This window comes from Mesorhizobium sp. LNJC394B00, from assembly GCF_000502555.1.
Classification (GTDB): domain Bacteria; phylum Pseudomonadota; class Alphaproteobacteria; order Rhizobiales; family Rhizobiaceae; genus Mesorhizobium.
Genome location: NZ_AYWH01000002.1, coordinates 436404 through 459719, shown reverse-complemented (window position 1 = coordinate 459719; position 23316 = coordinate 436404). Strand labels below are relative to the sequence as shown.

Sequence of the window (23316 nt, the reverse complement as noted above, 5' to 3'; positions counted from 1 at the left end):
CCGGGCGGCCGCGAAGCCGCCCGGTTGGTTTCAAGCCTTACTTGACGTTGGCGCCGACGACGGCATCCCAGTTCTTGGTGACGGCTTCCTTTGCCTTGCCCTGCTCGTCCAGCGTCGGGAACACCGCGGCAGCGTAAGCCTCGGCCGGCGGCAGCTTGGCCATCACGTCCGCCGGGAGCTTGCCGTTCTTGGCAAGATCGTTGAAGCGGATCGGGTGGCAATAGCCCTTCAGCCAGCCGATCTGGCCTTCGTCGGAGTAGAGATACTCCAGCCAGAGCTTGGCAGCGTTCGGATGCGGTGCGAAAGCACTGATCGCCTGCACATAGACGCCGGCAACGACACCGGTCTTGGGCACGACGACGTCGACGGGCGGATTGCCCTTCAGCGTGTCGCGACCGGCAAGTGCATTGTAATCCCAGGTCACCAGGATCGGCGTCTGGCCTTGTGCCAGGGTCGCCGGTTTGCCGATGACCGGCACGAAATTGCCGGCGGCGTTAAGCTTCTTGAAGAAGTCGAGACCAGCAGTGCCAGCAGCTTCGCCCGCAGCCGCACCACCGGAAATGCCGGCCGCGTAGACGGCCTGGATGGCCTGGTTCGAGGCGCGCGGGTCGCCGGCAAGCGCCACGGTGTTGGCGAATTCCGGCTTCAGCAGGTCAGCCCAGTCAGCAGGCGCTTCCTTGACGAGGTCCTTGTTCACCAGGAAGGATAGCACGCCATAGTAGTCGCCGGTCCAGTAACCATCGGCATCCTTGGCGCTGTCGGGGATCGAGTCCCAGGTCGACACTTTGTAGGGCTGGATCAGGCCGTCAGCCTTGGCGGTCGGGCCGAAGGACAGGCCAACGTCGATGACGTCGGGCGCCTGCGGGCCCTTGTTGTCCTTGTTGGCCTTGATCGCCTCGACCTCGTCGCCGGAGCCGGCATCGGGGTTGAGTTCGTTGATGGTGATCTCAGGATACTTTGCCTTGAAGCCGTCGATGACGGCGCCGTAGCCGCACCAGTCATGCGGCAGCGCGATTGTCGTGAGCTGGCCTTCCTTCTTCGCAGCGGCAACCAGTTCATCCATGGACTGGGCCGACGAGATAGCAGAGGTCGCCATGAGGGCGACGGCCGAAAGGGAAAGCACTTTCCCTGTGAACTTGAACATGTGTTCTCTCCGTTGAACTGGCGTCCTGGACGCCTGCGATGCGGTATCGGTTTCATATGACAGCCAGATGAAAGCTTTTTGAAACTGGCCCCCGGCGGTACGAAAAGTTAACTCTTTTTAACCGGCTGTAGCAATTAGCCTCGACTTAATTTCCCGGCTAATGGTTTATTGCCTTGCTTTTTGCCCCCTTGCCCTTCCTTTCCCTTCGTTTTTAGATCACGTCCGGCGCAGAAACCGCCTCAGACAGTGCCGGCGATAGTGTTCTCGAGCAGCGTCAGCGCTGCTTTCTTGGTCAGCTTGACCGGGTTGCCGCCGGCTGTCGGATCGACCACCGCCATGTCGGCGATCAGCCCCTTGCGCTTCTTGTCCATGTCGAGCCCCTTGATCAGATCGGGCAGCGCATGCGGCACCTTCAATTCCTTGCGCAGCTTGATGATCGCTTTGGCAAAGCCGTCGAAGCCACCCTTGATGCCGCAATAGGCAGCGAGCCGGGCAATCCGCTCCTCGATGGAGTCGCGATTGAAGGCCAAGACATAGGGCATGAACACCGCATTCGTCATGCCGTGATGGGTGTCGTAGAGCGCGCCGATCGGATGCGACAGCGAGTGGATGGCGCCAAGACCCTTCTGGAAGGCGGCAGCACCCATGGCGGCCGCACTCATCATGTGGGCGCGCGCGACAAGGTCCTTGCCGTTGGCGTAGGCCTTGGGCAGGTTCTCGAACACCAGGCGCACACCTTCGACGGCAATGCCGTCGGCCATCGGGTGATAGCCCGGCGCGCAATAGGCTTCGAGGCAATGTGCCAGCGCATCCATGCCGGTGCCGGCGGTGATGAAGCCGGGCATGCCGACCGACAGTTCCGGATCGGCAATAACGATTGCCGGCAAAAGCTTCGGATGGAAGATGACCTTCTTGGTGTGCGTCGCCTCATTGGTGATGACGCCGGCACGCCCGACTTCCGAGCCTGTGCCGGCAGTGGTCGGCACGGCGATGATCGGCGCGATGGCATCCGAATTGGCGCGCGTCCACCAGTCGCCGACATCCTCAAAGTCCCAGATCGGCCGCGTCTGGCCAGCCTGGAACGCGATCAGCTTGCCGAGATCGAGCGCTGAACCGCCGCCGAAGGCGATGACGCCGTCATGCTTGCCCTTCTTGAACACGGCGATGCCGGCGGTGAGGTTGGAATCGACCGGGTTCGGCTTCACCTCGGAGAACACGCCATAGGATACCTTGGCGTCGTCGAGGATTTTCAGCGTCGAAGCGACGACCGGCAGTTTCGCCAACCCCGGATCGGTGACGAATAGCGGCCGCTTAATGCCGGTGGCAGCGAGCACCTCAGGCAGTTCCTTGATGCGCCCGGCGCCGAAGCGGACGGTGGTCGGGTAGTTCCATTTGGAGATCAGCTTGGACATGTCTTGTCTTTCAAAAAATCAGATGGCTTCGCGCAGATGGAAAGATTTCGGCCGGGTCAGATTGTCGTAGCCGAGCGCCGAAAGGGCGACGCCTTTGCCGGTGTCCTTGACGCCGGTCCAGACCAGCGCCGGATCGAGGTAGTCGCAGCGGTTCATGAACACGGTGCCGGTCTCGACGCGGTCGCCGATCGCCACCGCATGCTCGATATCGCCGGTCCAGATCGAAGCGGTCAGCCCGTAGGGGCTGTCGTTCATCAGCGCGATCGCCTCCTCGTCGTTGCGCACTTTCATGATGCCGACGATCGGGCCAAAACTTTCCTCGCGCATGACGCTCATCTGGTGGTCGACGCCGGTCAGCACTTCCGGCGCCAGATAGGGCGAGCCGGCCTTGTCGTTAGCCACCTTCATATTGATGTGTGCGATTGCACCCTTGCGCAGCGCCTCGGCCTTCTGCTCGCGGATCAGGTCGGCAAAGCGCGCCTGCGCCATCGGCCCCATTGTCGTCGCCTGTTCCAGCGGATTGCCGACCACATAATTCTTCGTCTCGGCGATGAAACCTTCGACGAACTGGTCGTAGACCTTCTCATGCACATAGACGCGCTCGATGCCGCAGCAGCACTGGCCGGAATTGTAGAAGGCGCCGTCGACCAGATTGGCCACCGCATGGTCGAGCTTGGCGTCGGGCAGCACATAGGCCGGATCCTTGCCGCCGAGTTCGAGCCCGAGCGTCATGAAGGTGCCGGCCGCCGCCTTCTCGATGGCGCGGCCGCCGCCGACCGAACCGGTGAAATTGACATGGTCGATCTTGCCCGAGCCGAGCAGCTTCTCAGTCTGGGCATGGTTCAGCACGACATTCTGGAACACGCCCTTGGGCAGCCCAACCTTGTCGAACGCCTGCTGGAACCGTTCGCCGACCAGCAGCGTCTGCGCCGCATGTTTGAGGATAACAGTATTGCCGGCCATCAGTGCCGGCACGATGGTGTTGACGGCGGTCAGATAGGGATAGTTCCACGGCGCGATCACCATGACGACGCCGAGCGGATCCTTCTTCACATAGCGTCGGAAGCCGTCCTTCGGGTTGGATGCCGGCACGGATTTCAGCGCGGCTTCAGCGATCTCGACCATGTAATTGGTGCGTTCCCTGACGCCGCCGAACTCGCCGCCATAGCGCACCGGTCGCCCCATCTGCCAGGCGATCTCCGGCACGATCTCGTCGGTCATCGCGACCAGCGCTTCGAGCATCGCCAGCATAAATTTGCCGCGCTCGACGATCGGCTTCAGCGCCCACTTCTCCTGCGCCGCTTTGGCGCGCTCGACCGCGGCATTGATCGCCTGGTCGGTCGCGATCGGTCGCTCGGCATAGATCGAACCATCGATGGGCGATTTGAGTTTTACGGTTTCCAAAGGATGCTCCAGTTTAGCAGGCTAGCGTACGCAGATGGCCGTTGCGGCCATAGCGAAGGATGGGCTCGTCACGCGTCACCAGAACCATGTCCAACGCTCTCGCACTTGCCATCAGTATCCGATCCATGGGATCACCATGAGGCGGACCGGGCAGGTTGGATGACGCAATCAGAATGGCTGGTGAGATAGCGCTGAGCTTTGCCGACATTCGGTCGATGAAACGCTCCACGAAGTCGAGTGGCGTCAATGGCAGATTGAGCCGGCCCTTGGCTACGCCGATTCCGATCTCCCATGCCGACATCGGCGAAAGATACAGACGGCCGTCATAGGCCGCTTCCGAAATCTCCCGGCTTGCGTGCGGATCGATCAGACTATCGTTGGCGACAAAGATCATCGCACATGTATCCAGAAGCAGGTTTGGCCCTTCGCTCATTTACTCACCGCAAGTTTGCCGTCACGCGCGTCAGCCTCACCGCCCAGATAGCCCCGGTCCCATGGCTCGTCATCGAAAGGTTTGGTGATATCAAATCCGGCTTCGATTGTTATCAGGCCCTTCATGAAACCAAAACCGGGGTGGCGATCCGCGCGCGCCTCCTTTGGCGCGGCAGGCACGCTACCACTGGGCGGCGCCGAAATCGGCACTTTGCGAACGCGGCGAAATACCAGTTTCCCACTCCCTATATTGACGGATTCGGTCTCGAACCCAGCCTCAAGCCACTCCCTTGTCATGGGATTGTTGCTCGGATTGTTGCTCCACCATGCAGGGTATTGCTTCGATGCGGGCAGCGGCAGATTGAGCACTCTCTCGATTTCGGCGAATGACATCGGGACGCGATCGACATTTTGGGCAATGAGAAAATCCTTGAGCGGCGCATATTTGGACATCGCAAACTCCTCAATGTAGCACTGCAGTTTACAGGTACCATATGGTACTAACTTCACCACATTGTCAACATTAAAGCTGTATAAAGTTTTAGTACCGCTCGAACCCTCTGTGCAGTTCCCAATCCGTAATGCGGCGGTCGTATTCGAACTGCTCCCACTTTGCGGTGTGGACATAATGTTCGAGCACATCGTCGCCGAGCGCCTGCTTCAGCATCTTCGACTTGGCCAGCGTCTCGGTGGCGTCACGCAGCGTTTTCGGGATCTCCGGCAGGCGCGAGGCCTGGTAGGCATCGCCGACGAACGGCTTCTGCAGTTCGAGCTTCTCATCGATGCCGGCAAGGCCGGCCGCGATCAGCGCTGCGAAAGCGAGATAGGGGTTCAGGTCGGCGCCGCCGATGCGGCATTCCATGCGGATGCCCTTGGTGCCCTCGCCGCACAGGCGGAAGCCGGCGGTGCGGTTGTCCTCGCTCCACATGATCTTGGTCGGTGCGAAGGTGCCGGCCTGGAAGCGCTTGTAGGAGTTGATGTAGGGCGCTAGGAACCAGGTAAACTCCTTGGCGTATTTGAGCTGCCCAGCCGCCCATTGCTGGCCAAGCGTGGACAAAGTCCAGTCCGCCTTCTTGTCGAAGAACAATGGCGTCTTGCCGTCGGCGCTCCACAGCGAATTGTGGATGTGGCTGGAATTACCGGCGAGCCCGTAATTGTATTTCGACATGAAGGAAATCGACTTGCCTTCGGACTCGGCAATCTCCTTGGCGCCGTTCTTCAGGATGACGTGGCGGTCGGCCATGTCGAGCGCTTCGGCATAGCGCACATTGATCTCTTCCTGGCCCGGGCCCCATTCGCCCTTGGAATTCTCGATCGGAATGCCGGCCGCTTCCATCTCGTTGCGAAGCCGGCGCATGACGCCTTCTTCCTTGGTGGTGATGCCGATCTGGTAGTCGCCAATATAGGGCGAAGCGGTATCGAGGCCCTGCCAGTGCTTCTTGCGGGCGGAATCATAGGTCTCGTTGAACAGATAGAATTCGAGCTCCGAGGCGAAGTAGCCGATATAGCCGCGTTCGGTGAGCCGCTTGACCTGCTTTTTCAGCATCGCGCGCGGCGAATGCGGCAGGTCGTCATGGGTGTGGTGGTCGAGCACGTCGCAGATCACCAGCGCCGTCTTTTCCAGCCACGGAATGCGCCGCAGCGTCGCCAGGTCCGGCTTCATGACGAAGTCGCCATAGCCTTTCGACCAGCTTGCCGCCTTGTAGCCCGGCACCGGCTCCATATCGATGTCGGCGGCGAGCAGATAGTTGCAGCCATGCGTCTCGTCATGAGCAGAATCCACAAAGTACTGCGCCAGGAAACGCTTTCCAGCCAGCCGCCCCTGCATGTCGACGATGCAGGCCAGCACCGTGTCGATCTCGCCATTGGAGACCGCTTTCTTCAACTGATCGAACGAGAAATTTCCGGCCATTCCTTTGGCACTCCAGTGCTTGGTCGTTGAGGACGAAACCATAGCCGGCTGCACGCCGGCCATGGCCATGATGGTGACGTCAGTGGCCGGTTTCGCCGACCGCCTGTTCGGCGGCCTTGATCGCTGCCTGACGCGCCGCGATGATGTCGCCCAGCGGCGGGCCCTGGAAGCGATTGCGCTCGAAGGCGAACCAGATAATCGCCGTCAGGATGAAGAAGCCGACGGTGATGTACAGCGCCCAGTCGTTCGGCGGCTGGATGCCGATGATGAAGATCAGGATCATCGACACGATCGAGAGAACGCCGAACAGCATGAAGATGCCACGGCCCAGGTTCCACGGTCCCATCTTGTCCCACTTCGGCGTGCCCCAGGCCAGCATGCCGAGCACGATCGGCACGGTGAAGGACAGGAACAGGAAGATGACGGTGCAGGACACGACGATGGTGTAGGCCGAAGTACCGGCGACCGAAACCAGCGTCGAACCCCAGACGAACAGCACCGACAGGACCGACGCCGTCCAGATCGCCGCCACCGGCGTGCGATAGGTCGGGCTGACCTTGGCCAGTGCCGACGAGCCCGGCAGGCCGCCGTCACGCGAGAAGGCAAAGATCATGCGCGAAGCCGAGGTGACGGTTGCGAGGCCGCACAACAGCTGGGCGATGAACACGACGAGGTAGACGAACTCCTTGAGGCCGGGACTGACGCGCTGGTCGAAGGCCCAGAAGAACACGTTCCAACCCTGCTTGGCGGCGTCGTCCATGTTGGGGATCATCAGTACGAAGGCGGCCAGGAACAAATAGCCGAAGACCGCCGACCAGATAACCGACATCACCATCGCACGCGGCACCGATGAGGCCGCCTTGATGGTTTCCTCGGAAGTGTGTGCCGAAGCATCGTAGCCGGTGATGGTGTAGATCGGCAGCAGAAGGCCGAGAGCGAACACCCAGGCGTTCGAGACGGACGGCCAGACGCTGGCGCCGGCCTCACCCGAGTAGTTGTGGAAGGTGAAGAGCCGGCTGAAATCCCAGGTCTCGGCGGAGAACAGGCAGACGACAGCAATCAGGATCGAGCCGAAGAAGATCAGGTAACCCGAAAAGTCGGTCAACTTCGCAGTCAGCTTGATGCCGAGATGGTTGATCAGCGCTTGGGCGCCGGTGATGATGACCAGGAAGATCATCTGATTGGTCAGCGTACCCTCGATGCCGAGCGTCGGCCCGAAGGCGCCGATGAAGAACGTCCAGGTGCCGACATTGATGGCGCCGAGCACGGTGATCAGGCCGAGCAGGTTGAGCCAGGCCGTCACCCAGCCGGTGCCGCGATTGCCGAGGATCGAACCCCAGTGATAGAGGCCGCCGGCCGTCGGATAGGCCGAGCTGATCTGCGACATGGCGACCGCGAAGGTAAGCGAGACGAAGCAGCCGACCAGCCAGCCGATGCCGATGCCGATACCGCCGGCGCCCGACGTTGCCTGCGCCAGCGAATTGATGCCGCCCGACAGGATGCAGATGATGGAGAAGGAAACGGCGAAGTTGGAGAAGCGGCTTAGCCGCCGCTCAAGTTCCTGGGCGTAGCCCATGGAATGGAGGTGCTTTACGTCTTCCGCCTTGTCTGTGTCTGAATAACCCGGTGCTGCCATTGTAGTCCCCTTTGCATTCTTAGCTGGCCGGCCCTGCCCCGGTCGGCTTGCGCCGGCCGGAGCATCTAGTCTTTGCTGTTAGCCTGCCGTCTGGCCGACGGCTGCTTCCGCGGCCGCGATCTCGGAAGCGCGGCGAGCAATGTCGGCGCCGATCGGCGGGCCTTTGAAGCGGCGCGATTCGATGCCGAACCACAGAACCACCAGCAGAACGATCAGGCCGATGGCATAGTTGATCAGGATGTCGAAGGGCGGCTGGATGCCGGCATACATCAGCACCAGAACGCCAAGCACCGTGATGACGGCGAACGGCTTGGACCAGATGCCGAGGCGGAACGGGCCGAATTCGGTCCAGCTCTTGCCCTCGGCAAGCAGGCCGGCGGCCACGGGCATGGCGTAGGACACGTAGAGGAACAATGCACAGCCGGCCGCCAGTGCGGCAAAAGCCGGCGAGTACAATGTCGCTGCGACTGCGAGCACCGCTCCGAGCCAGATCGCCGCCACGGGCGTGCGCCATGTCGGGCTGACGGTTTTCCACACCGACGAACCGGGCAGGCCGCCGTCACGCGCGAAGGCAAAGATCATGCGCGAGGTCGACGTCAGTCCGGCGAGCGCGCAGATGAAGTTCGCCAGCACGATCGCGATGGCAATGATGCTCTTCAGCAGGAATGGCGCCGGCAGATTGTTGAAGAGATTGAACCAGGCATTGGCGCCATCCTTGGCCGTCGCTGCCAGATCGGGGCTGGCCAGTACGAACGAAACGGCCATGACGAAGCCGAACACCAGCGACCACAGAACCGAATGGATCATGCCGCGCGGCACCGCCACGCGGGCATTGTGGGTCTCTTCGGACGTGTGGGCCGAAGCGTCGAAGCCGGTGATGGTGTAGAGTGGGTAGAGCAGGCCGATCAGGAAGGCGACGAGTGCCGTCCGTGCGGTCGGAACGTAGCCTGCGCCTGGATCACCGGTGTTGTTGACGAAGGTGGTGAGCCGCGAGAAATCCCAGCTTGCGCCCCAGATCAGGAACATCGCGGTCAACACGACGGCGACGACCAGAATGAGGTAGCCCGAGAAATCCGTCAGCATGGTGGTGAGCCTGATACCGAAATGGTTGATCAGCGCCTGCGCGACCGTGATGATCACAACGCCGATCACCTGCTCCTGATAGCCCCACGCGGAGACGTCGTTACCGAACACGCCGGACCAGACAAGGTCCTTGAACAGCGCGTAGACGCCGACATTGACCGAGGCGACGACGAAGACCAGGCCGAGCAAGTTGATCCAGGCCGTGGCCCAGCCCCAGCCGCGCCCGCCGAGAATTGACGACCAGTGGTAGAGACCGCCGGCCGTCGGATAGGCCGAGCCGATCTGGCCAAGGGACGCGGCAACGACAAGTGCAAAGACGCCGCCGATGACCCAGCCGACAGTCGCCTCGAAGCCGCTGCCGGTCGCCATGGCCAGCGGGAAGGACGTGATGCCGCCCGCCAGAATGCAAATGATCGAAAAGGAAATAGCGAAGTTCGAGAAGCCGCTCATGCGGCGAGCCAACTCCTGGGCATAGCCCATGCTATGGAGGGTTTTTACATCCTCCGATCTTTCAGCGTCTGATTTGTCCGGTCCTGCCATTTTCGTCCCCTGTTTTTCTAGCTGGCCGATTGAACTGACTTTCCCACTGCGTGTCGCCGGGAACCCTTGGCCTCCTCGGGTTCCAGGTCAGAAAAAATGCCTGTGAGCAGATCCGCCCATTTCCGCTGCCCGGTCTCGCCGGAGATCTCGTCGTTGCGGATTTCGATCATTGCGCAGGCAAGGCCGCGCGAGCGTGCATGGCGCTCCAAAGTGAAATAGACGCGGTCGGCCGGCGAATAGGGCTCGTTGATGCCGACACTGACGCCGGAGAGCCGCTGCAGCGCCGCTATGAGCGGCGACGCCAGCCGGCGGTCGTCATCGTGGATGATGCCGATATGCCAGGGCCGGTTCTTGCCCTTGTAGACCGGGGTGAAGGAATGCACCGACACCAGCCGGGTCTCCTGCCCACGCGCCTGCCGGTCGTCGATGATCGATGCGATCGTGTCGTGGAACGGCCGCCACGACAAAGCGATGCGCTCGGCGCGCTCACTGTCCGACAGGCCGGCATTGCCCGGAATGGCCGTCGTCTCGCTGACCGGCGGCACCAGGTCCGGTGCGTCGAGCGGACGGTTGCAGTCGATGATCAGGCGCGAGATGCGGGTTTCGATGAGCGTCGCATCGAGGGCGGTCGCGATGCGGCGGGCCACCGGCAGCGCGCCGGGGTCCCAGGCGATGTGGCGGGAGAGATCTTCGGCCGGCAGGCCAAGCGTGCCGAATTCGGATGGCAGGAAGTTGGAAGCGTGGTCGCAGGTCAGCACGAAAGGGCTGGACCCGCCGGGGTTCGTCACCCCTACGGTATCAGACGATGCAAGGCTGGCGGGCCGTGCTCTCTCCATAGTCTGCCGTCCCCTGGGGAGCGCTGTATCTTATGTTACGTATTTTGCGTCATTGCGTCCCTGTGGATGATTTCATACAGTTTGTCCGGCTTTGTCAAACGCGATTTCGGGGAAGCGGTCTGGACGGGCTCAGGGGTGGGGAAAACGATGATTTCCAGCATTGCCGAACTGATTTCGGACCGCATCGGCACGATGCCGGCCGGCGAGCGCCGCGCCGCGCAAACGCTGATTGCCAACTATCCGCTGATCGGGCTGAAGACGGTCGCCGAGTTCTCGACCGCCGCCGGCGTATCGTCGCCGACCATCCTGCGCTTTGTCTCCAGGCTGGGGTTCCAGAACTATCCCGAATTCCAGTCGGCGCTGCAGGACGAACTGGCGGCGCAATTGCAGTCGCCGGCATCGCGCACGCTCAATCCGGCCTCACCGGGCAGCAGTGCCGTGTCGCCAATGCTGGAGGCGACGCTGGACAATATGCGCGAGACCTTCAGGCATCTGTCCGACAGGCAGCTTGCCGACATCGCCGAAAGGCTCGCCGAACGGCGCGGCAAGACATTCCTGATCGGCGGCCGCTTCACCGATCCGTTGGCGCGCTACATGGCCGCCCACCTCGCCATCATCCAGCCCGACGTTTATCACCTCGCCGGTCAGGAGAGCATCTGGCGCGACCGGCTGATCGACATGGGCAAGCGCGACGTGCTGGTGATCTTCGACATCAGGCGCTACCAGGACAGTCTGGTACGCTTTGCCGAGACCGCGCATCAGCGCGGCGTACAGATCGTGCTGTTCACCGACCAGTGGCTATCGCCGATCGCCCGCTTCGCCCGCCATGTCATTGCAGGACGCACCGCCGTGCCTTCGGCGTGGGACTCTTCCGCCGCTCTGTTCGTTGTCGCCGAGACGCTGATCGGCGCTGTCACCAGGCAGCTCGAGGCCGACAGCGCCAAGCGCATCCGCGACCTGGAAAGCCTGCGCTGACACGCTCAATCCCGGCCGCAGGTGCGCAAAATTACGCAGATTTAATGTGCATGGAAGCGGCAGAATTGCCATAAAGCCATGATATTGCGGCGGCTTCGCACATACCGGGTGCGTCGCTGCGCGTTTTTTTGCTTGGTGAAACCGGTAGACGTTTTGCCAACCGGAGTGTCGATGGTCGCCTGGAAACAGATCGTTTTTGCGCTTGTGATCCTGGTCGCGGCTGTCCTCGCCTGGGCGCGATTCTTCCCGGGCGCGCCGGAGGTTCTGGCACGCTGGGGTATCGACTGGACCTATGCTTCGGCGCCCGCCACAACCGGTGCGGTCGACACGACAAAACAGGCAGGCGGTCGCAACGCTGCCGGCCGCCCGGCAAATGTCGTCGCCTTGCCTGCGGCCACCGCCACCATCAACGATCGCCTGCAGGCGATCGGCACCGGCCGCGCCAATGCCTCGGTGACGGTCAACCCGTACAGCTCCGGCCGGCTGGTTGAATTCCTCGTCCAGTCCGGTACCCGCGTCGACAAGGGGCAGATCATCGCTGTTCTCGATTCCGAGACCGAGGTGATCTCGCAGGATCGTGCCAAGCTCGCCTTGCAGGATGCCCAGGACAAGCTCGAGCGGGTGAAATCATTGAGGGCCTCCAACGCCGCGACCCCGGTCGCCGTCGCCGATGCCCAAGTGGTGCTGGCCGGCGCCAAACTGGCGCTGCAGGATGCCGAACTCGCCTTGCAGCGTCGTTCGATCGTCGCCCCTATCGCCGGCACGGTCGGCATCCTGCCGATATCGGCCGGCAATTACGTCACCAGCCAGTCGGCGATCGCCACGCTTGACGACCGCTCCTCCATCCTGGTCGATTTCTTGGTGCCCGAGCGCTTCGCCGCCGCCGTCAAGGTCGGCGCGCAACTGTCGGCGACGCCGATCGCCAATCCGAGCAAGGCCTATACCGGCACTGTGTCGGCCATCGACAACCACATCGACGAAAAGAGCCGCACTCTGCTGGTCAAGGCTGCAATCGCCAATCCAGCGGATTCGCTGCGCGCCGGCATGTCGTTCGGCATCACCATGCGCTTCCCCGGCGACACCTACCCGGCCGTCAGCCCGCTGGCAATCCTGTGGGGTTCCGACGGCGCCTATGTCTGGCAGGTCGAGGACGGCAAGGCCAGGCGCGTTCCCGTGCGCATCATCCAGCGCAACACCGAGACGGTGCTGATCGACGCCGAGATCGAGGATGGCGACATGGTGGTGACCGAAGGCACCCAGAGCGTCAGCGAAGGCGGCGCGGTCCGCATCGCCGGCCAGGACAAGCGCGCCGCGGACGCCGCCGAAGGCTCATGACCGCGCCTGTCAGCACCGCCAGCGAAACCGGCTTCACCGCTCTCTTCATCCGCAGGCCGGTCATGGCCTTCGTGCTGAACACGCTGATCGCAGTGGCCGGCCTTGCCGCCTTCTATGGCGTCGAAATCCGCGAACTGCCCGACGTCGACCGCGCCGTGGTCACCGTGTCGACGGCCTTCGAGGGTGCCGCCGCCGAAACCGTCGACCGTGAACTGACCGACACCATCGAGGGCGCGGTCGCCCGCGTCTCCGGCGTCAAGTCGATCTCGTCGACCTCTTCCTTCGGCCAGAGCCGCGTCACCATCGAGTTCAACGACGGCGTCGATTTGAACGTCGCCGCCTCCGACGTGCGCGACGCGGTCGGCCGTGTCGCCAACATGATACCGGAGACCGCCGACCCGCCGCGCATCGTCAAGGCCGATGCCAATTCCGATGCCGTGATGCGACTGGCCGTCACCTCCGACACCATGTCGGTGCAGGACATGACGGTGATCGTCCAGGACCAGATCGAGGACGAACTGGCCGCCGTGCCCGGCGTCGCCGACGTTCAGGTCTATGGCGACCGCGACAAGATCTTCCGCATCGATGTCGACCAGAACAAGCTCGCCAGCCTCGGCTTCACTGTCGCCGATCTGAGGGCAGCGCTTGCCTCGGTCGCTTTCGATTCACCAGCCGGTTCGATCACCACCACCAACCAGGATCTCATCGTCCGCACCACGGCCGATGTGACGACGCCGGAAGAATTCGAAAACATCATCATCGGCGGCACGACGCGCATCCGCGACGTCGCCACCGTCACGCTCGGTCCCGACATCGGCCAGACCTCGTTGCGCTCCGACGGCAAGACCGGCATTGGCCTTGGCATCATCCGTCAGGCGGAATCGAACACGCTGGATATTTCCACCGGAGTGAAAGCAGCCGTCGCCAAGCTGCAGGAAAACCTGCCCAAGGGCATGTCGATCAAGATCACCAGCGACGACGCAGTCTTCGTCAACGGCGCCGTGCACGAGGTCGAGATCGCGCTCGGCCTGTCGATCTCCATGGTGCTGATCGTCATCTACATCTTCCTGCTCGACTGGCGCGCGACGCTGATCCCTGGTCTGTCAATGCCGGTCGCCATGATCGGCACCATCGCCGCCATCTATCTCGCAGGCTTCTCCATCAACATTCTGACGCTTCTGGCGCTGGTGCTGGCGACCGGCCTTGTCGTCGACGACGCCATCGTCGTTTTGGAAAACATCGTGCGACGGCGCAACGAAGGCATGGGGCCTCGTGCCGCCGCCGTGCTCGGCGCCCAAGAAGTGTTCTTCGCAGTCATCGCCACGACGCTGACGCTCGTTGCCGTTTTCGTGCCGATCTCCTTCCTGCCGGGACAGACCGGCGGCCTGTTTCGCGAATTCGGCTTCGTCCTCGCCATGTCGGTGCTGCTCTCCTGCGTGGTGGCGCTGACGCTGTGCCCGATGCTGGCCTCGCGCATGTTGACCGGCGCATCGCTCCACCATGAAGGCGGTCACGGCATTGGGGCGCGCGTCGGTGGCGCGCTGAACGCGGCCTACAAGCGCGCCTTGCATGCCTGCCTCGGCGCGCCGTGGATCGTGCTGCTGGTTGCGGTGCTGTTTGCGGGCGTCGCCTTCAGCCTGTTCGGCACCATCCGCCAGGAACTGACGCCGAGCGAGGACCGCGCCGTCGTGCTGTTGCGCATCAACGCGCCGCAAGGCGTCAGCCTCGATTACACCACGCAGCAGATGCAGAAGATCGAGCGGCTGATCCAGCCGCTGCGCGATTCCGGCGAGATCGTCTCGACCTTCGAAAACGCCGGCCAGAACGGCGCCTACAATTCCGGCTTCATGGTGATGACGCTGGCGCCGTGGGACGAGCGCACGCGCAGCCAGCAGGAGATCATGGCGCAGATAAGCCAGCTGACCCGGCAGGTGCCATCCGTGCGCATCTTCCCGGTGCAGGCCAATAGCCTCGGCATTCGCGGCGCCGGCAACGGCCTGCAATTCGCGCTGGTCGGCAACGACCGCAAGGCGCTCGGCGACGCGGCGGTGAAGATCATCGCCCGGATGCAGGCCGATCCGCGCTTCCAGACGCCGCGGCTTTCCATCGACCCGACGCAGCCGCAGCTGGCGGTGGCGATCGACCGCGAGCGCGCCTCCGATCTCGGCATCGACATATCGGGTCTCGCCAACACCTTGCAGGCCATGCTCGACGGCAACGATGTCGTCGATGTCTACATCGCCGACCGCAGCTATGGCGTGAAGCTGGTCTCGACCACCAACCCGATCAATGATCCGACCGATCTGGAAAACATCTTCCTGAAGACCGCCGACGGCCGCTTCGTGCCAATGTCGACCATCGCCACGCTGACCGAGCGCGCCGTGCCGCCGTCGCTGACCCGCGAACAGCAGCAGCCTTCGGTGGCGATCACCTCGAACCTGAACGGCAATTTCGCACTGGGTGACGCGCTCGGCGTTGCCGAGCAGATCGCCGCCCCGCTGCTGCCGCCGGGCAGCCGCGTCCTGCCGCTGGCCGAAGCCGCGACGCTCGGCGAGACCAACAGCGCCATGATCACCATTTTCGGCTTCGCGCTGGTCATCATCCTCCTGGTGCTCGCCGCCCAGTTCGAAAGCTTCGTCAGCGCCGTCATCATCATGGCGACGGTCCCCCTTGGCCTTGCCTGCGCAATCTTTGCGCTGCTTTTGTCAGGCACCAGCCTCAATGCCTACAGCCAGATCGGCCTCGTGCTTCTGGTCGGCGTCATGGCCAAGAACGGCATCCTCATCGTCGAATTCGCCAACCAGCTGCGCGACCGCGGCCTCGGCGTGCGCGAGGCGATCGAGCAGGCCTCGATCATCCGCCTGCGGCCGGTGATGATGACGATGATCTGCACCATCCTCGGCGGGGTCCCGCTGGTGCTGGCCGCCGGCGCCGGTGCCGAAGCGCGCATCGCGCTCGGCTGGGTCATCGTCGGCGGGCTGGGTCTCGCCACCGTCTCGACGCTGTTCCTGACCCCGGTCGCCTACCTCCTGCTCGGCCGCTTCGTCACGCCGAAGGCGCATGAGGAAGCGAGGCTGAAGCGGGAGCTTGAGGAAGCGGCGTACGCCAATGTCGAGCCGGCGGAGTAGCTCCGCTTACCCTCCCCCTTGTGGGGAGGGTCGGACCGCAGGTCCGGGGTGGGGGTGCAGCGCCAACTAACGTCGGTCCAGCGCTCCCGCGAATAACAGAGGTAGGAGCCAAGACCCCCACCCCGACGAAAGAGCAAAATTGCTCTTCGTCGACCCTCCCCACAAGGGGGAGGGTAGAAAGTCACGGCCTGATAAACACCTTCCCGTTCGGCTTGGCCAGCTCCGCCGGGGCCTTCGCCATCGCCTCATCCAGCGGTAGCACCGCCGTCACGTCGGTTGACCAGCGCCCATCCGAAAAGCGCTTCTGTGCTTCCATGATCGCCGGGCCGCGCTTGTCGCGGAACTGGCGCATCCATTCGACCAGCCAGAAGCCTTCAATGTGCTTGTGTTGGAAGATCATCTGGCCGGGCTCACGGATGACAGTGGTGTCCGGATCGAGCCGTCCATAGATGATCCAGCGCGAGCGCTTCGGCATGGCGTCGAAGATCGCCGAGGCCAGCGGCCCGGTCACGGCATCGAGGAAGATGCGCGGCTGCTCGGCCTTGACCACATCGCGTAGTGCTGCCTTGAAATCCGGCGCCTTCTCGTTGAGCACATGGGCAGCCCCGATCTCCTTCAACAGCGGAATCTGCTCGTCGCGGCGCACGGTGACGATCGGCCGGAACCCAGCCTCCTTGGCGAGACCCGCGATCAGCTTGCAAAGCTGGCTGGCGCCGGCGGTCATGATGAAGGCTTTTTCGCCCGTCTGCTTGACGATGTCGAACATGGCGAGCGCCGTGAGCGGGTTGACGATCATCGCCGCGCCATCCTCGTCGCGGACCGTGTCGAGCAGCGGAATGCAGCCGGCAGCTTCGGCAACTGCATAGTCCGCCCACGCGCCCCAATTGGTGACGCCGGTGGTGAAGGCGATGCGCTTGCCGATCAGGCTTTTCGCATAGGGCTCGTCGCCGCTGGCAACGACCGTGCCGACACCCTCGAAGCCGGCCGGCTGGCCCTTGGCGCGCGGCTGACCGTACTGGCCCTTGATGAACATGACGTCGGACGGGTTGATCGAGGCGAGGCTGACCTTGATCAGCACCTGGCTCGGTCCGGGCGTCGGCACGCCGATGCTGCCCAGCGTGAGATACGGCTCCATCGCCTCCAGCACGCTGCCGGAGGGCGTCCTGGTGTAGCCGTCGCCGATCAGCAGCAGTGCTCTCATGTCTGAAGGTATCGCCATGGCGGGGCTCCTTAACGTTTGAGGATGAGCTTGCCGGATGCGCCACGGCCAAGCACGCGCGTCAGCACGGCGGCGGCATCGGCCAGCGGATAAGTGCCTTCGATGACCGGCCAAACCTTGCCGGCGAGATGCCAGCCGACCAGTTCCTTCAGATTGTCGGCATGGACGAGCTGGCCGAGCGGCGCGAAATCGCGGGCGATAATGGCCTTCATCCGCTCAGACCTTTTCCTGCGTGTATTTCCTGAGCTCCGTACGCGCCACCTGCCGGCGGTGCACGGCGTCCGGCCCGTCGGCGAGGCGCAGGGTTCGCAGATGCGTCCATGAGCGTGCCAGCGGCGTGTCCTGGCTGATGCCTTGCGCCCCGAACATCTGCACGGCCTCGTCGGTGACCTTGAGCGCGACGCGCGGTGCGATGACCTTGATCTGGCTGATCCAGGGCGCGGCTGCGCGCGCATCGCCTTGGTCGATCATCCACGCCGCCTTGAGGCAGAGCAGCCGCGCCATCTCGATCTCCATGCGGCATTCGGCGATGATGTCGAAATTGGCGCCGAGCTTGGCCAAGGGCTGGCCGAAGGCCTCGCGGCGCACCGAGCGCTGGCACAGCAGCTCCAGCGCCATTTCGGCCTGGCCGATGGCGCGCATGCAATGGTGGATGCGGCCGGGGCCAAGCCGCCCCTGGGCGATCTCGAACCCCCTGCCCTCGCCGAGGATCAGGTTTCCGGCCGGCACCCTGACATTGTCGAAGCGAAGATGCATGTGGCCATGCGGCGCGTCGTCGTCGCCATAGACCTGCATCGGCCGCAGCTTGGTCACGCCCTTGGTGCCGGACGGCACCAGGATCATCGAATGGCGGCGGTGCTGCGTCTCGGCTTCGCCGGTGCGAACCATGACAATGTAGATGGCGCAGCGCGGGTCCCCGGCCCCCGACGCCCACCATTTCTCGCCGTTGAGTACATAGTCGCCGCCTTGCTTTTCGCAGCGCATGGCGATGTTGGTGGCGTCGGAGGAGGCGACATCCGGCTCCGTCATCAGATAGGCCGAGCGGATTTTCCCCTCGAGCAGCGGCGCCAGCCATGCCTGCTTGTGGTCCTCCGAGCCATAGCGCTCCAGCACCTCCATATTGCCGGTGTCGGGCGCTGAGCAATTGAAGGTCTCCGCGCCGAGATGCGCCTTGCCCATCTCCTCGGCCAGATAGGCATATTCGACGGTTGACAGCCCATAGCCGCGCTCGGAGCCGGTCAGCCAGAAATTCCACAGGCCGCGATCCTTGGCCGTTTTCTTCAACCCTTCGAGGATTTCGGTCTGCCGCGCGGTATAGACCCAGCGGTCGCCGCCCTTGCCGACCTCGCTCAAAAACTCATGATCGAGCGGCATGATCTCGTCGCGCACCATAGCGGCGACGCGGGCGTGGATCGGCTTCAGCCGCTCGGTCATGCCGAGATTGATGTCCGCCATCGGTCTCCAACCCTTTCACGCATCCAGGCACTTTACCCGTGGCAAGGATGACCGTACTTCGGTTAGCCTTGTCAACGCGAGCCCTTTCGCCCCGGACCGTGAGCAGAAAGGCGCGGAGGAATTGCGATGAGCTATCTGGAAGAACTGTTCTCAGTCGCGGGTAAGACCGCGCTGGTAACGGGAGCCGCGACCGGCATCGGCCGCATGGTTGCGACCGCTTTGGTCCAGGCCGGCGCTACCGTGATGATCGCCTCGCGCAAGGGCAAGGATTGCATCAAGGTCGCCGCTGAGTTGAACGGGCTCGGCGGCTCCGGCAGTGCCGAAGGTTTCGCCGGTGACGTCTCGAGCGAAGCCGGCGTTGCCGCGCTGGTCAGCGAGGTCAAGGCGCGCACCGAGAAGCTGCACATTCTGGTCAACAATGCCGGCATATCCTGGGGTGCCTCCCTGGAGGATTTTCCCTATAGCGGCTGGGCCAAGGTGTTCGCCGTCAACGTCACCGCCGTCTTCCATCTGACGCGCGAATTGCTGCCGCTGCTGGAAGCCGCCGCGAGCGATGCCGATCCGGCCCGCGTCATCAATCTGGGCTCGGTGATGGGCACGCAGCCGCTGGCCGACGACGCCTATTCCTATACCGCGTCCAAAGGCGCCGTTCACCACCTGACGCGCACGCTGGCGATCGAGCTCGCGGCGCGGCGCATCACCGTCAACGCCTTCGCGCCCGGCCCCTTCCAGAGCCGGATGACCGCCTTTGCCACCGGCACCGAAGAAAAGGCCAGACATGTCGGCAGCCATGTGCCGATCGGACGTATCGGCGTGGCGGATGACATCGGCGGCGCAACGCTCTATTTGTGCAGCCGCGCCGGCTCCTATGTCACCGGCGCCATCCTGCCGATCGACGGCGGGCAGTCGGTGCAGCATGGGCTGACACTGTTCAAGGAATGAGCCGCGGTCGGCGGCAAGGGGAGGACACCGCAGTGGAACCGATCAGTCTCGATGTGCTTCTGGCCAGCGTCGGCAAGGAAGTCGGCGTCTCGCCATGGCGCGAGGTCACACAGACCATGATCGACCAGTTCGCCGACGCCACCGACGACCACCAGTTCATCCATTGCGACCCCGAGCGGGCCAAAAACGAGACGCCGTTCGGCGGCACCATCGCGCATGGCTTCCTGTCGTTGTCGCTGCTCTCGGCGATGACCTTCGAGACCATGCCGCCGCTGGAAAAGGGCAAGATGGGCGTCAACCACGGTTTCGATTCGCTGCGCTTCCTGGCGCCGGTGAAGACCGGCGCGCGCATCCGCACCCGCTTCGTGCTGGCCGACGTCAAGGTCAGGCCGTCGGGCTGGGTGCAGACGGCGCATGACGTGACCATCGAGATCGAAGGCTCGAAGAAGCCGGCGCTGACCGCGCGCTGGCTGACGCTGACGCTGATCGAGCGTGAGCCGGAGACCGCATGAGCGACGCCAATACGCTCGACCAGACAGCGCTAGCCCCTTACCTCGAGGCGCACATCCCTGGTTTTGCACGGCTTTCCGCAATCGAAAAATTCAAATCCGGCCAGTCGAACCCGACCTATCTGCTGACCGCGGCCAGCGGCCGCTATGTCCTGCGCGCCAAGCCGCCGGGCCAGTTGCTGAAATCGGCGCATCAGGTCGACCGCGAATTCACGGTCATGAAGGCGCTGGCCGGCACCGCCGTGCCGGTGCCGGCGATGCTGCATCTGTCGGCGGAGGCGACGCCGATCGGCCGCATGTTCTACGTCATGGATTTTCTCGACGGCCGCATCTTCTGGGATCCGGCAGTGCCGGAGGCCGCTGGCAACGATGAGCGCGCCGCCCTCTACGATGCCATGAACGCCACCCTGGCCGCCCTGCACGACGTCGATGTCGAGGCGGTCGGGCTCGGCGATTTCGGCAAACCCGGCAATTACTTCGAACGCCAGCTGGCACGCTGGACCAGCCAGTACCGCGCCTCGGAGACCGGCACGGTCGCCGACATGGACCTGCTGATCGCGTGGCTGGAGACGCATATGCCGGCCGATGACGGCCGAAAATCTCTCGTGCATGGCGACTACCGGCTGGACAACATGATCTTCGCGCACAATGAGCCGAAAGTGCTGGCCGTGCTCGACTGGGAACTGTCGACGCTTGGCCACCCCTTTGCCGACATCGCCTACCAGTGCATGCAATGGCGCTTGCCGCACGCCTCGGGCTTTCGCGGTCTTGGCGGCGTCGACCGCGCCGCCCTCGGCCTTCCCTTGGAGGAAGCCTATGTCGCGGCGTATTGCCGTCGGCGCGGGCTGGCCGGCATCGACAATTGGAGCTTCTTCCTCGCCTTCTCCTTCTTCCGTTTGGCTGCCATCTGCCAGGGTGTCTACAAGCGGGCGCTCGACGGCAACGCCTCCAATCCGGAGAAGGCAAAAACCTATGGCGAAGCGGTGAAGCTGCTGTCGCACCTTGCCGCCAAGCTGATCGACCGAACCTGAGTCGACAATGAGATATTGTGGTCGACGCAATTTGATGACAGATCGGATCAGTTCCGTTCCCCGACCGGGGAGCAAGCCCACACGGAGGTGGTGGCAACCGGCCTGGAAACAGGACGCAAACCGATCACCGTCTGTAGACAGAGCATGATGCCGAAAAGTGTGAAGCGGTTTTCGGACGACATCATGCTCTATCTATTTGATTTAGAGCCGGATTCTGATTTCAGGTCAATTCGACGGGAAATCATCCGGCTCTAGCGCGCATCGCTGGAAATGAACTTCATGTGCCGGCTGACTTGCAGGGCGATGTAGACGACCAGCGAGCATCCGATCGGAAACACGATCTCAATGAGGCCGGTGGCGACAGCCTGCGGCAATGCCAGCGCAATGTCCTTGGCTGCGGCAGTCTCGATCGTCAGCGCCGTGATCCCGCCGCCGAACACCGCGCCGGCCAAGGCACCCGCCAGCATGAAATGCAGCGAGCGAGGTTCTTCCTTGGATGCCAGCGAAGCCAGCATCCAGCCCAGCAAACCATACTCGATCGCCCGCAACATACCGAGCGTAGTGAGCGACAGGATCACGGGCTTTGCCGATACATCAAGCGCGCTCACCATCACCTTTTGCGTACCTTTGGCGATGCCCATGGCCAGCGGCCCCGAGATCATGGCGATCAGGCCGCCAAGCGAGGCTCGCCTTGGTGATCGCCGTGCCGAGGCTGACGCCGGCGCAGACGAAGAATGACCAGGTCACGCCTTGCGCCAAGTCTATCAGAACCTGGGTCGGGGCCGGGTGCGAACCTGCCGCAAATCCGGCAGTCAAGATAAGCGCTTCCATGGCGAAGCCGATTGCGATCGCCAGCCATGCGACTATCACGACCCGCCTGAGCGCCAGCCTTGCGCCATGAGAAAGTGGATGTGCGCCCGGCAGCCCGGACGAAAGCTCTATCGCAGCCATAGAGGCCCCCCAAAACCGAAATTTCTTGCAGAGCCGCCAAATAGGCTTTGTTTGTAACAGTCCGATGTTGCCTGCGTGCGCCCAGGTTACACATGCTGTGACATAGATGCTGGCGAAATTGACCAGAACGGGCACGACTATTCGAGAGAAAGCTTGAGGTCGCTTTTTGATGTCCCTGACAGCGCCCTTGCCCGTTTCCGTACAGCGTATATATTTAGTCATGCACAACCAACCAAAGGCACCGGATCTTGCCACTGAGCGTCCAGAAACGCCGCGAGAAACAAAAGGCCGAACTGCGTTCCGAACTGCTCGACGCAGCCCACAAGCTCGTCAAGGAAGAGGGCTATGAAGGCCTGACCATCCGAAAGTTGGCCAAGCGGGTCGGCTATGCTCCGATGTCGGTCTATTCCTACTTCGCCGACAAGCAAGACATCCTGTTTGCGCTGGCCGAGGATGCCTTCGAAACACTTGCCCGCCGCATCGAGGAGCACCCTTCCGACGATCCGATCGAGGCCTTGCGTGCGGTGATGACCGAATATGCTGCCTTCGGGCTCGGCAATCCCAACGAATACCGCACCGTGTTCATGACCGAAAAGACCAAGCTGCCGGAAGGCAGAAGCTATGAGGACATGGAAGAGGCCAACCCGGCGATGAAAGCGCTGATATCCAGGGTCGAGGCCTGCGTTGCCGCAGGCAAGCTGCAGGGCGATCCGCGCGCCCTCGCCACCATGCTTTGGGCAGTCGGCCACGGCACCATCTCGCTTTTGATCACGTTCCCGTTCTACCCCTTCGGGGATCCGCAGGCTTTCGTGACGCGGATGTGCGATTTCACACTCGCCACGCTCAGCACTCAGAATGTGCCGCCGCTGACCGAGACCCCGGTCGACTGCTGAGCATCCCCGCCCCTCCAATTCAACGTCCGGCCTGACAGCTTCGGCTGTGTCAGTGCGCCGCAATTTTCGGCGTTCAAAAAGATTTTTCGTACGCGTCCGTTTCCGACTTGAAAACCCATCTCGGTGGGCGTATGTGTACGTTGTATCGTACATGTACGAAAAGAATTTAACCGATGGAGACAGACATGAACAAGACCCTTCTCGCTCTCGCCACCGTGCTGGCTCTCTCCGGCTCGGCTTTCGCCGCCAACAACACACACTCGACCAAGCAGGCCCCCGCCGCCACCTGCGTCGACACCACGACCAATGCCAAGCTCGATTGCGCCGTGACCGGCTCGGTCGAAAAGTCCGACGTCAAGGCCAAGAGCCCGCGTCTCGGCATCGAGATCAACCCATGGATCGTGCCGAGCACGTTCTAAGTTGATCGGGCTCGACCACAGCACAACGACTAATTTAAGGGCGGCAGGATAATCCCGGCC

The 23316-nt window shown here is 62.8% G+C and carries 22 protein-coding genes; 8 read left to right on the top strand and 14 right to left on the bottom strand.

The window, feature by feature from the left end; translation table 11 throughout:
* Window positions 1-37 precede the first annotated feature (37 nt).
* From X751_RS156955 to X751_RS156995, 9 genes are all read right to left on the bottom strand, one after another.
* Window positions 38-1144: an ABC transporter substrate-binding protein gene (locus tag X751_RS156955; protein ID WP_023671169.1), complete on the bottom strand. Its 1107-nt coding sequence runs from the start codon at window positions 1142-1144 to the stop codon at window positions 38-40.
* Between the two features lie 239 nt (window positions 1145-1383).
* A complete protein-coding gene (locus tag X751_RS156960; protein WP_023744178.1) occupies window positions 1384-2556 on the bottom strand; it encodes an iron-containing alcohol dehydrogenase in 1173 nt (390 codons plus the stop codon).
* Between the two features lie 18 nt (window positions 2557-2574).
* Complete coding sequence (locus tag X751_RS156965) at window positions 2575-3960, bottom strand: aldehyde dehydrogenase family protein (protein WP_023744177.1); 1386 nt, start codon at window positions 3958-3960, stop codon at window positions 2575-2577.
* Window positions 3961-3973: 13 nt separating this feature from the next.
* Complete coding sequence (locus tag X751_RS156970; protein WP_031197611.1) at window positions 3974-4393, bottom strand: type II toxin-antitoxin system VapC family toxin; 420 nt, start codon at window positions 4391-4393, stop codon at window positions 3974-3976.
* Entirely contained in the window at window positions 4390-4845 is a 456-nt protein-coding gene (locus X751_RS156975) for a hypothetical protein (protein WP_023744176.1), read from the bottom strand. The genes X751_RS156970 and X751_RS156975 overlap by 4 nt, the downstream gene beginning before the upstream one ends.
* An 88-nt stretch (window positions 4846-4933) precedes the next feature.
* On the bottom strand, window positions 4934-6304 hold the full coding sequence (locus X751_RS156980) for a glutamine synthetase family protein (protein ID WP_023744175.1): 1371 nt from the start codon (window positions 6302-6304) through the stop codon (window positions 4934-4936).
* 79 nt (window positions 6305-6383) lie between these two features.
* Window positions 6384-7940 (bottom strand): amino acid permease, encoded by a 1557-nt coding sequence (locus tag X751_RS156985; RefSeq protein ID WP_023744174.1) that lies wholly within the window; start codon window positions 7938-7940, stop codon window positions 6384-6386.
* Between the two features lie 78 nt (window positions 7941-8018).
* Window positions 8019-9563, bottom strand: coding sequence for an amino acid permease (locus tag X751_RS156990; RefSeq protein ID WP_023691842.1), 1545 nt, complete (start codon window positions 9561-9563; stop codon window positions 8019-8021).
* A 17-nt stretch (window positions 9564-9580) separates the two neighbouring features.
* Entirely contained in the window at window positions 9581-10399 is an 819-nt protein-coding gene (locus X751_RS156995; RefSeq protein ID WP_023686445.1) for an N-formylglutamate amidohydrolase, read from the bottom strand.
* 147 nt (window positions 10400-10546) lie between these two features.
* Between X751_RS156995 and X751_RS157000 the strand changes: the two genes are divergently transcribed.
* The 3 genes from X751_RS157000 to X751_RS157010 all read left to right on the top strand — a co-directional run bounded on the left by X751_RS157000 (window position 10547) and on the right by X751_RS157010 (window position 15837).
* Complete coding sequence (locus tag X751_RS157000) at window positions 10547-11374, top strand: MurR/RpiR family transcriptional regulator (RefSeq protein WP_023686446.1); 828 nt, start codon at window positions 10547-10549, stop codon at window positions 11372-11374.
* Between the two features lie 171 nt (window positions 11375-11545).
* On the top strand, window positions 11546-12709 hold the full coding sequence (locus X751_RS157005; RefSeq protein WP_023744173.1) for an efflux RND transporter periplasmic adaptor subunit: 1164 nt from the start codon (window positions 11546-11548) through the stop codon (window positions 12707-12709).
* Window positions 12706-15837: an efflux RND transporter permease subunit gene (locus X751_RS157010; protein ID WP_023671158.1), complete on the top strand. Its 3132-nt coding sequence runs from the start codon at window positions 12706-12708 to the stop codon at window positions 15835-15837. Before X751_RS157005 ends, X751_RS157010 begins: the two co-directional genes overlap by 4 nt.
* A 181-nt stretch (window positions 15838-16018) precedes the next feature.
* On the opposite strand, the gene X751_RS157015 is transcribed toward X751_RS157010, so the two are convergent.
* The 3 genes from X751_RS157015 to X751_RS157025 are packed head-to-tail and all read right to left on the bottom strand — an operon-like array spanning window position 16019 to window position 18511.
* Complete coding sequence (locus tag X751_RS157015; protein ID WP_023744172.1) at window positions 16019-17056, bottom strand: zinc-binding dehydrogenase; 1038 nt, start codon at window positions 17054-17056, stop codon at window positions 16019-16021.
* Window positions 17057-17067: 11 nt separating this feature from the next.
* On the bottom strand, window positions 17068-17370 hold the full coding sequence (locus X751_RS1000000167445) for a zinc-binding dehydrogenase (RefSeq protein WP_084558271.1): 303 nt from the start codon (window positions 17368-17370) through the stop codon (window positions 17068-17070).
* Window positions 17273-18511, bottom strand: a complete 1239-nt coding sequence (locus tag X751_RS157025) for an acyl-CoA dehydrogenase family protein (RefSeq protein WP_023686451.1) — start codon at window positions 18509-18511, stop codon at window positions 17273-17275. Before X751_RS157025 ends, X751_RS1000000167445 begins: the two co-directional genes overlap by 98 nt.
* A gap of 126 nt (window positions 18512-18637) precedes the next feature.
* On the opposite strand from X751_RS157025, the gene X751_RS157030 reads away from it, so the two are divergent.
* From X751_RS157030 to X751_RS157040, 3 genes are read left to right on the top strand one after another with little or no spacing between them, the layout of a single operon-like run.
* The gene (locus X751_RS157030; RefSeq protein ID WP_023744171.1) at window positions 18638-19453 is read left to right on the top strand and encodes an SDR family oxidoreductase; all 816 of its coding nucleotides are present in this window, start codon (window positions 18638-18640) and stop codon (window positions 19451-19453) included.
* Entirely contained in the window at window positions 19450-19965 is a 516-nt protein-coding gene (locus tag X751_RS157035; protein WP_280790513.1) for a MaoC family dehydratase, read from the top strand. The genes X751_RS157030 and X751_RS157035 overlap by 4 nt, the downstream gene beginning before the upstream one ends.
* Complete coding sequence (locus tag X751_RS157040; RefSeq protein WP_023744170.1) at window positions 19962-20993, top strand: phosphotransferase family protein; 1032 nt, start codon at window positions 19962-19964, stop codon at window positions 20991-20993. Before X751_RS157035 ends, X751_RS157040 begins: the two co-directional genes overlap by 4 nt.
* Before the next feature lie 251 nt (window positions 20994-21244).
* Here X751_RS157040 and X751_RS157045 read toward each other — a convergent pair whose 3' ends face one another.
* Both X751_RS157045 and X751_RS1000000166825 read right to left on the bottom strand, forming a co-directional pair.
* The gene (locus X751_RS157045) at window positions 21245-21634 is read right to left on the bottom strand and encodes a hypothetical protein (RefSeq protein ID WP_156933716.1); all 390 of its coding nucleotides are present in this window, start codon (window positions 21632-21634) and stop codon (window positions 21245-21247) included.
* A complete protein-coding gene (locus X751_RS1000000166825) occupies window positions 21588-22166 on the bottom strand; it encodes a hypothetical protein (RefSeq protein WP_156933715.1) in 579 nt (192 codons plus the stop codon). Before X751_RS1000000166825 ends, X751_RS157045 begins: the two co-directional genes overlap by 47 nt.
* A gap of 26 nt (window positions 22167-22192) precedes the next feature.
* Here X751_RS1000000166825 and X751_RS157055 point away from each other — a divergent pair, with 26 nt between their 5' ends.
* Complete coding sequence (locus tag X751_RS157055; protein WP_023744166.1) at window positions 22193-22837, top strand: TetR/AcrR family transcriptional regulator; 645 nt, start codon at window positions 22193-22195, stop codon at window positions 22835-22837.
* 185 nt (window positions 22838-23022) lie between these two features.
* Window positions 23023-23256: a DUF680 domain-containing protein gene (locus X751_RS157060; RefSeq protein ID WP_023671148.1), complete on the top strand. Its 234-nt coding sequence runs from the start codon at window positions 23023-23025 to the stop codon at window positions 23254-23256.
* The last annotated feature ends 60 nt before the right edge of the window (window positions 23257-23316 follow it).

Bases quoted from the DNA above. Each gene is read 5' to 3' on its own strand.
- X751_RS156955 (WP_023671169.1), bottom strand. From the start codon at position 1,144: ATGTTCAAGTTCACAGGGAAAGTGCTTTCCCTTTCGGCCGTCGCCCTC.
- X751_RS156960 (WP_023744178.1), bottom strand. From the start codon at position 2,556: ATGTCCAAGCTGATCTCCAAATGGAACTACCCGACCACCGTCCGCTTC.
- X751_RS156970 (WP_031197611.1), bottom strand. From the start codon at position 4,393: ATGAGCGAAGGGCCAAACCTGCTTCTGGATACATGTGCGATGATCTTT.
- X751_RS156975 (WP_023744176.1), bottom strand. From the start codon at position 4,845: ATGTCCAAATATGCGCCGCTCAAGGATTTTCTCATTGCCCAAAATGTC.
- X751_RS156980 (WP_023744175.1), bottom strand. From the start codon at position 6,304: ATGGCCGGAAATTTCTCGTTCGATCAGTTGAAGAAAGCGGTCTCCAAT.
- X751_RS156985 (WP_023744174.1), bottom strand. From the start codon at position 7,940: ATGGCAGCACCGGGTTATTCAGACACAGACAAGGCGGAAGACGTAAAG.
- X751_RS156990 (WP_023691842.1), bottom strand. From the start codon at position 9,563: ATGGCAGGACCGGACAAATCAGACGCTGAAAGATCGGAGGATGTAAAA.
- X751_RS156995 (WP_023686445.1), bottom strand. From the start codon at position 10,399: ATGGAGAGAGCACGGCCCGCCAGCCTTGCATCGTCTGATACCGTAGGG.
- X751_RS157000 (WP_023686446.1), top strand. From the start codon at position 10,547: ATGATTTCCAGCATTGCCGAACTGATTTCGGACCGCATCGGCACGATG.
- X751_RS157005 (WP_023744173.1), top strand. From the start codon at position 11,546: ATGGTCGCCTGGAAACAGATCGTTTTTGCGCTTGTGATCCTGGTCGCG.
- X751_RS157010 (WP_023671158.1), top strand. From the start codon at position 12,706: ATGACCGCGCCTGTCAGCACCGCCAGCGAAACCGGCTTCACCGCTCTC.
- X751_RS157015 (WP_023744172.1), bottom strand. From the start codon at position 17,056: ATGGCGATACCTTCAGACATGAGAGCACTGCTGCTGATCGGCGACGGC.
- X751_RS157025 (WP_023686451.1), bottom strand. From the start codon at position 18,511: ATGGCGGACATCAATCTCGGCATGACCGAGCGGCTGAAGCCGATCCAC.
- X751_RS157030 (WP_023744171.1), top strand. From the start codon at position 18,638: ATGAGCTATCTGGAAGAACTGTTCTCAGTCGCGGGTAAGACCGCGCTG.
- X751_RS157035 (WP_280790513.1), top strand. From the start codon at position 19,450: ATGAGCCGCGGTCGGCGGCAAGGGGAGGACACCGCAGTGGAACCGATC.
- X751_RS157040 (WP_023744170.1), top strand. From the start codon at position 19,962: ATGAGCGACGCCAATACGCTCGACCAGACAGCGCTAGCCCCTTACCTC.
- X751_RS157045 (WP_156933716.1), bottom strand. From the start codon at position 21,634: ATGGGCATCGCCAAAGGTACGCAAAAGGTGATGGTGAGCGCGCTTGAT.
- X751_RS1000000166825 (WP_156933715.1), bottom strand. From the start codon at position 22,166: ATGACTAAATATATACGCTGTACGGAAACGGGCAAGGGCGCTGTCAGG.
- X751_RS157060 (WP_023671148.1), top strand. From the start codon at position 23,023: ATGAACAAGACCCTTCTCGCTCTCGCCACCGTGCTGGCTCTCTCCGGC.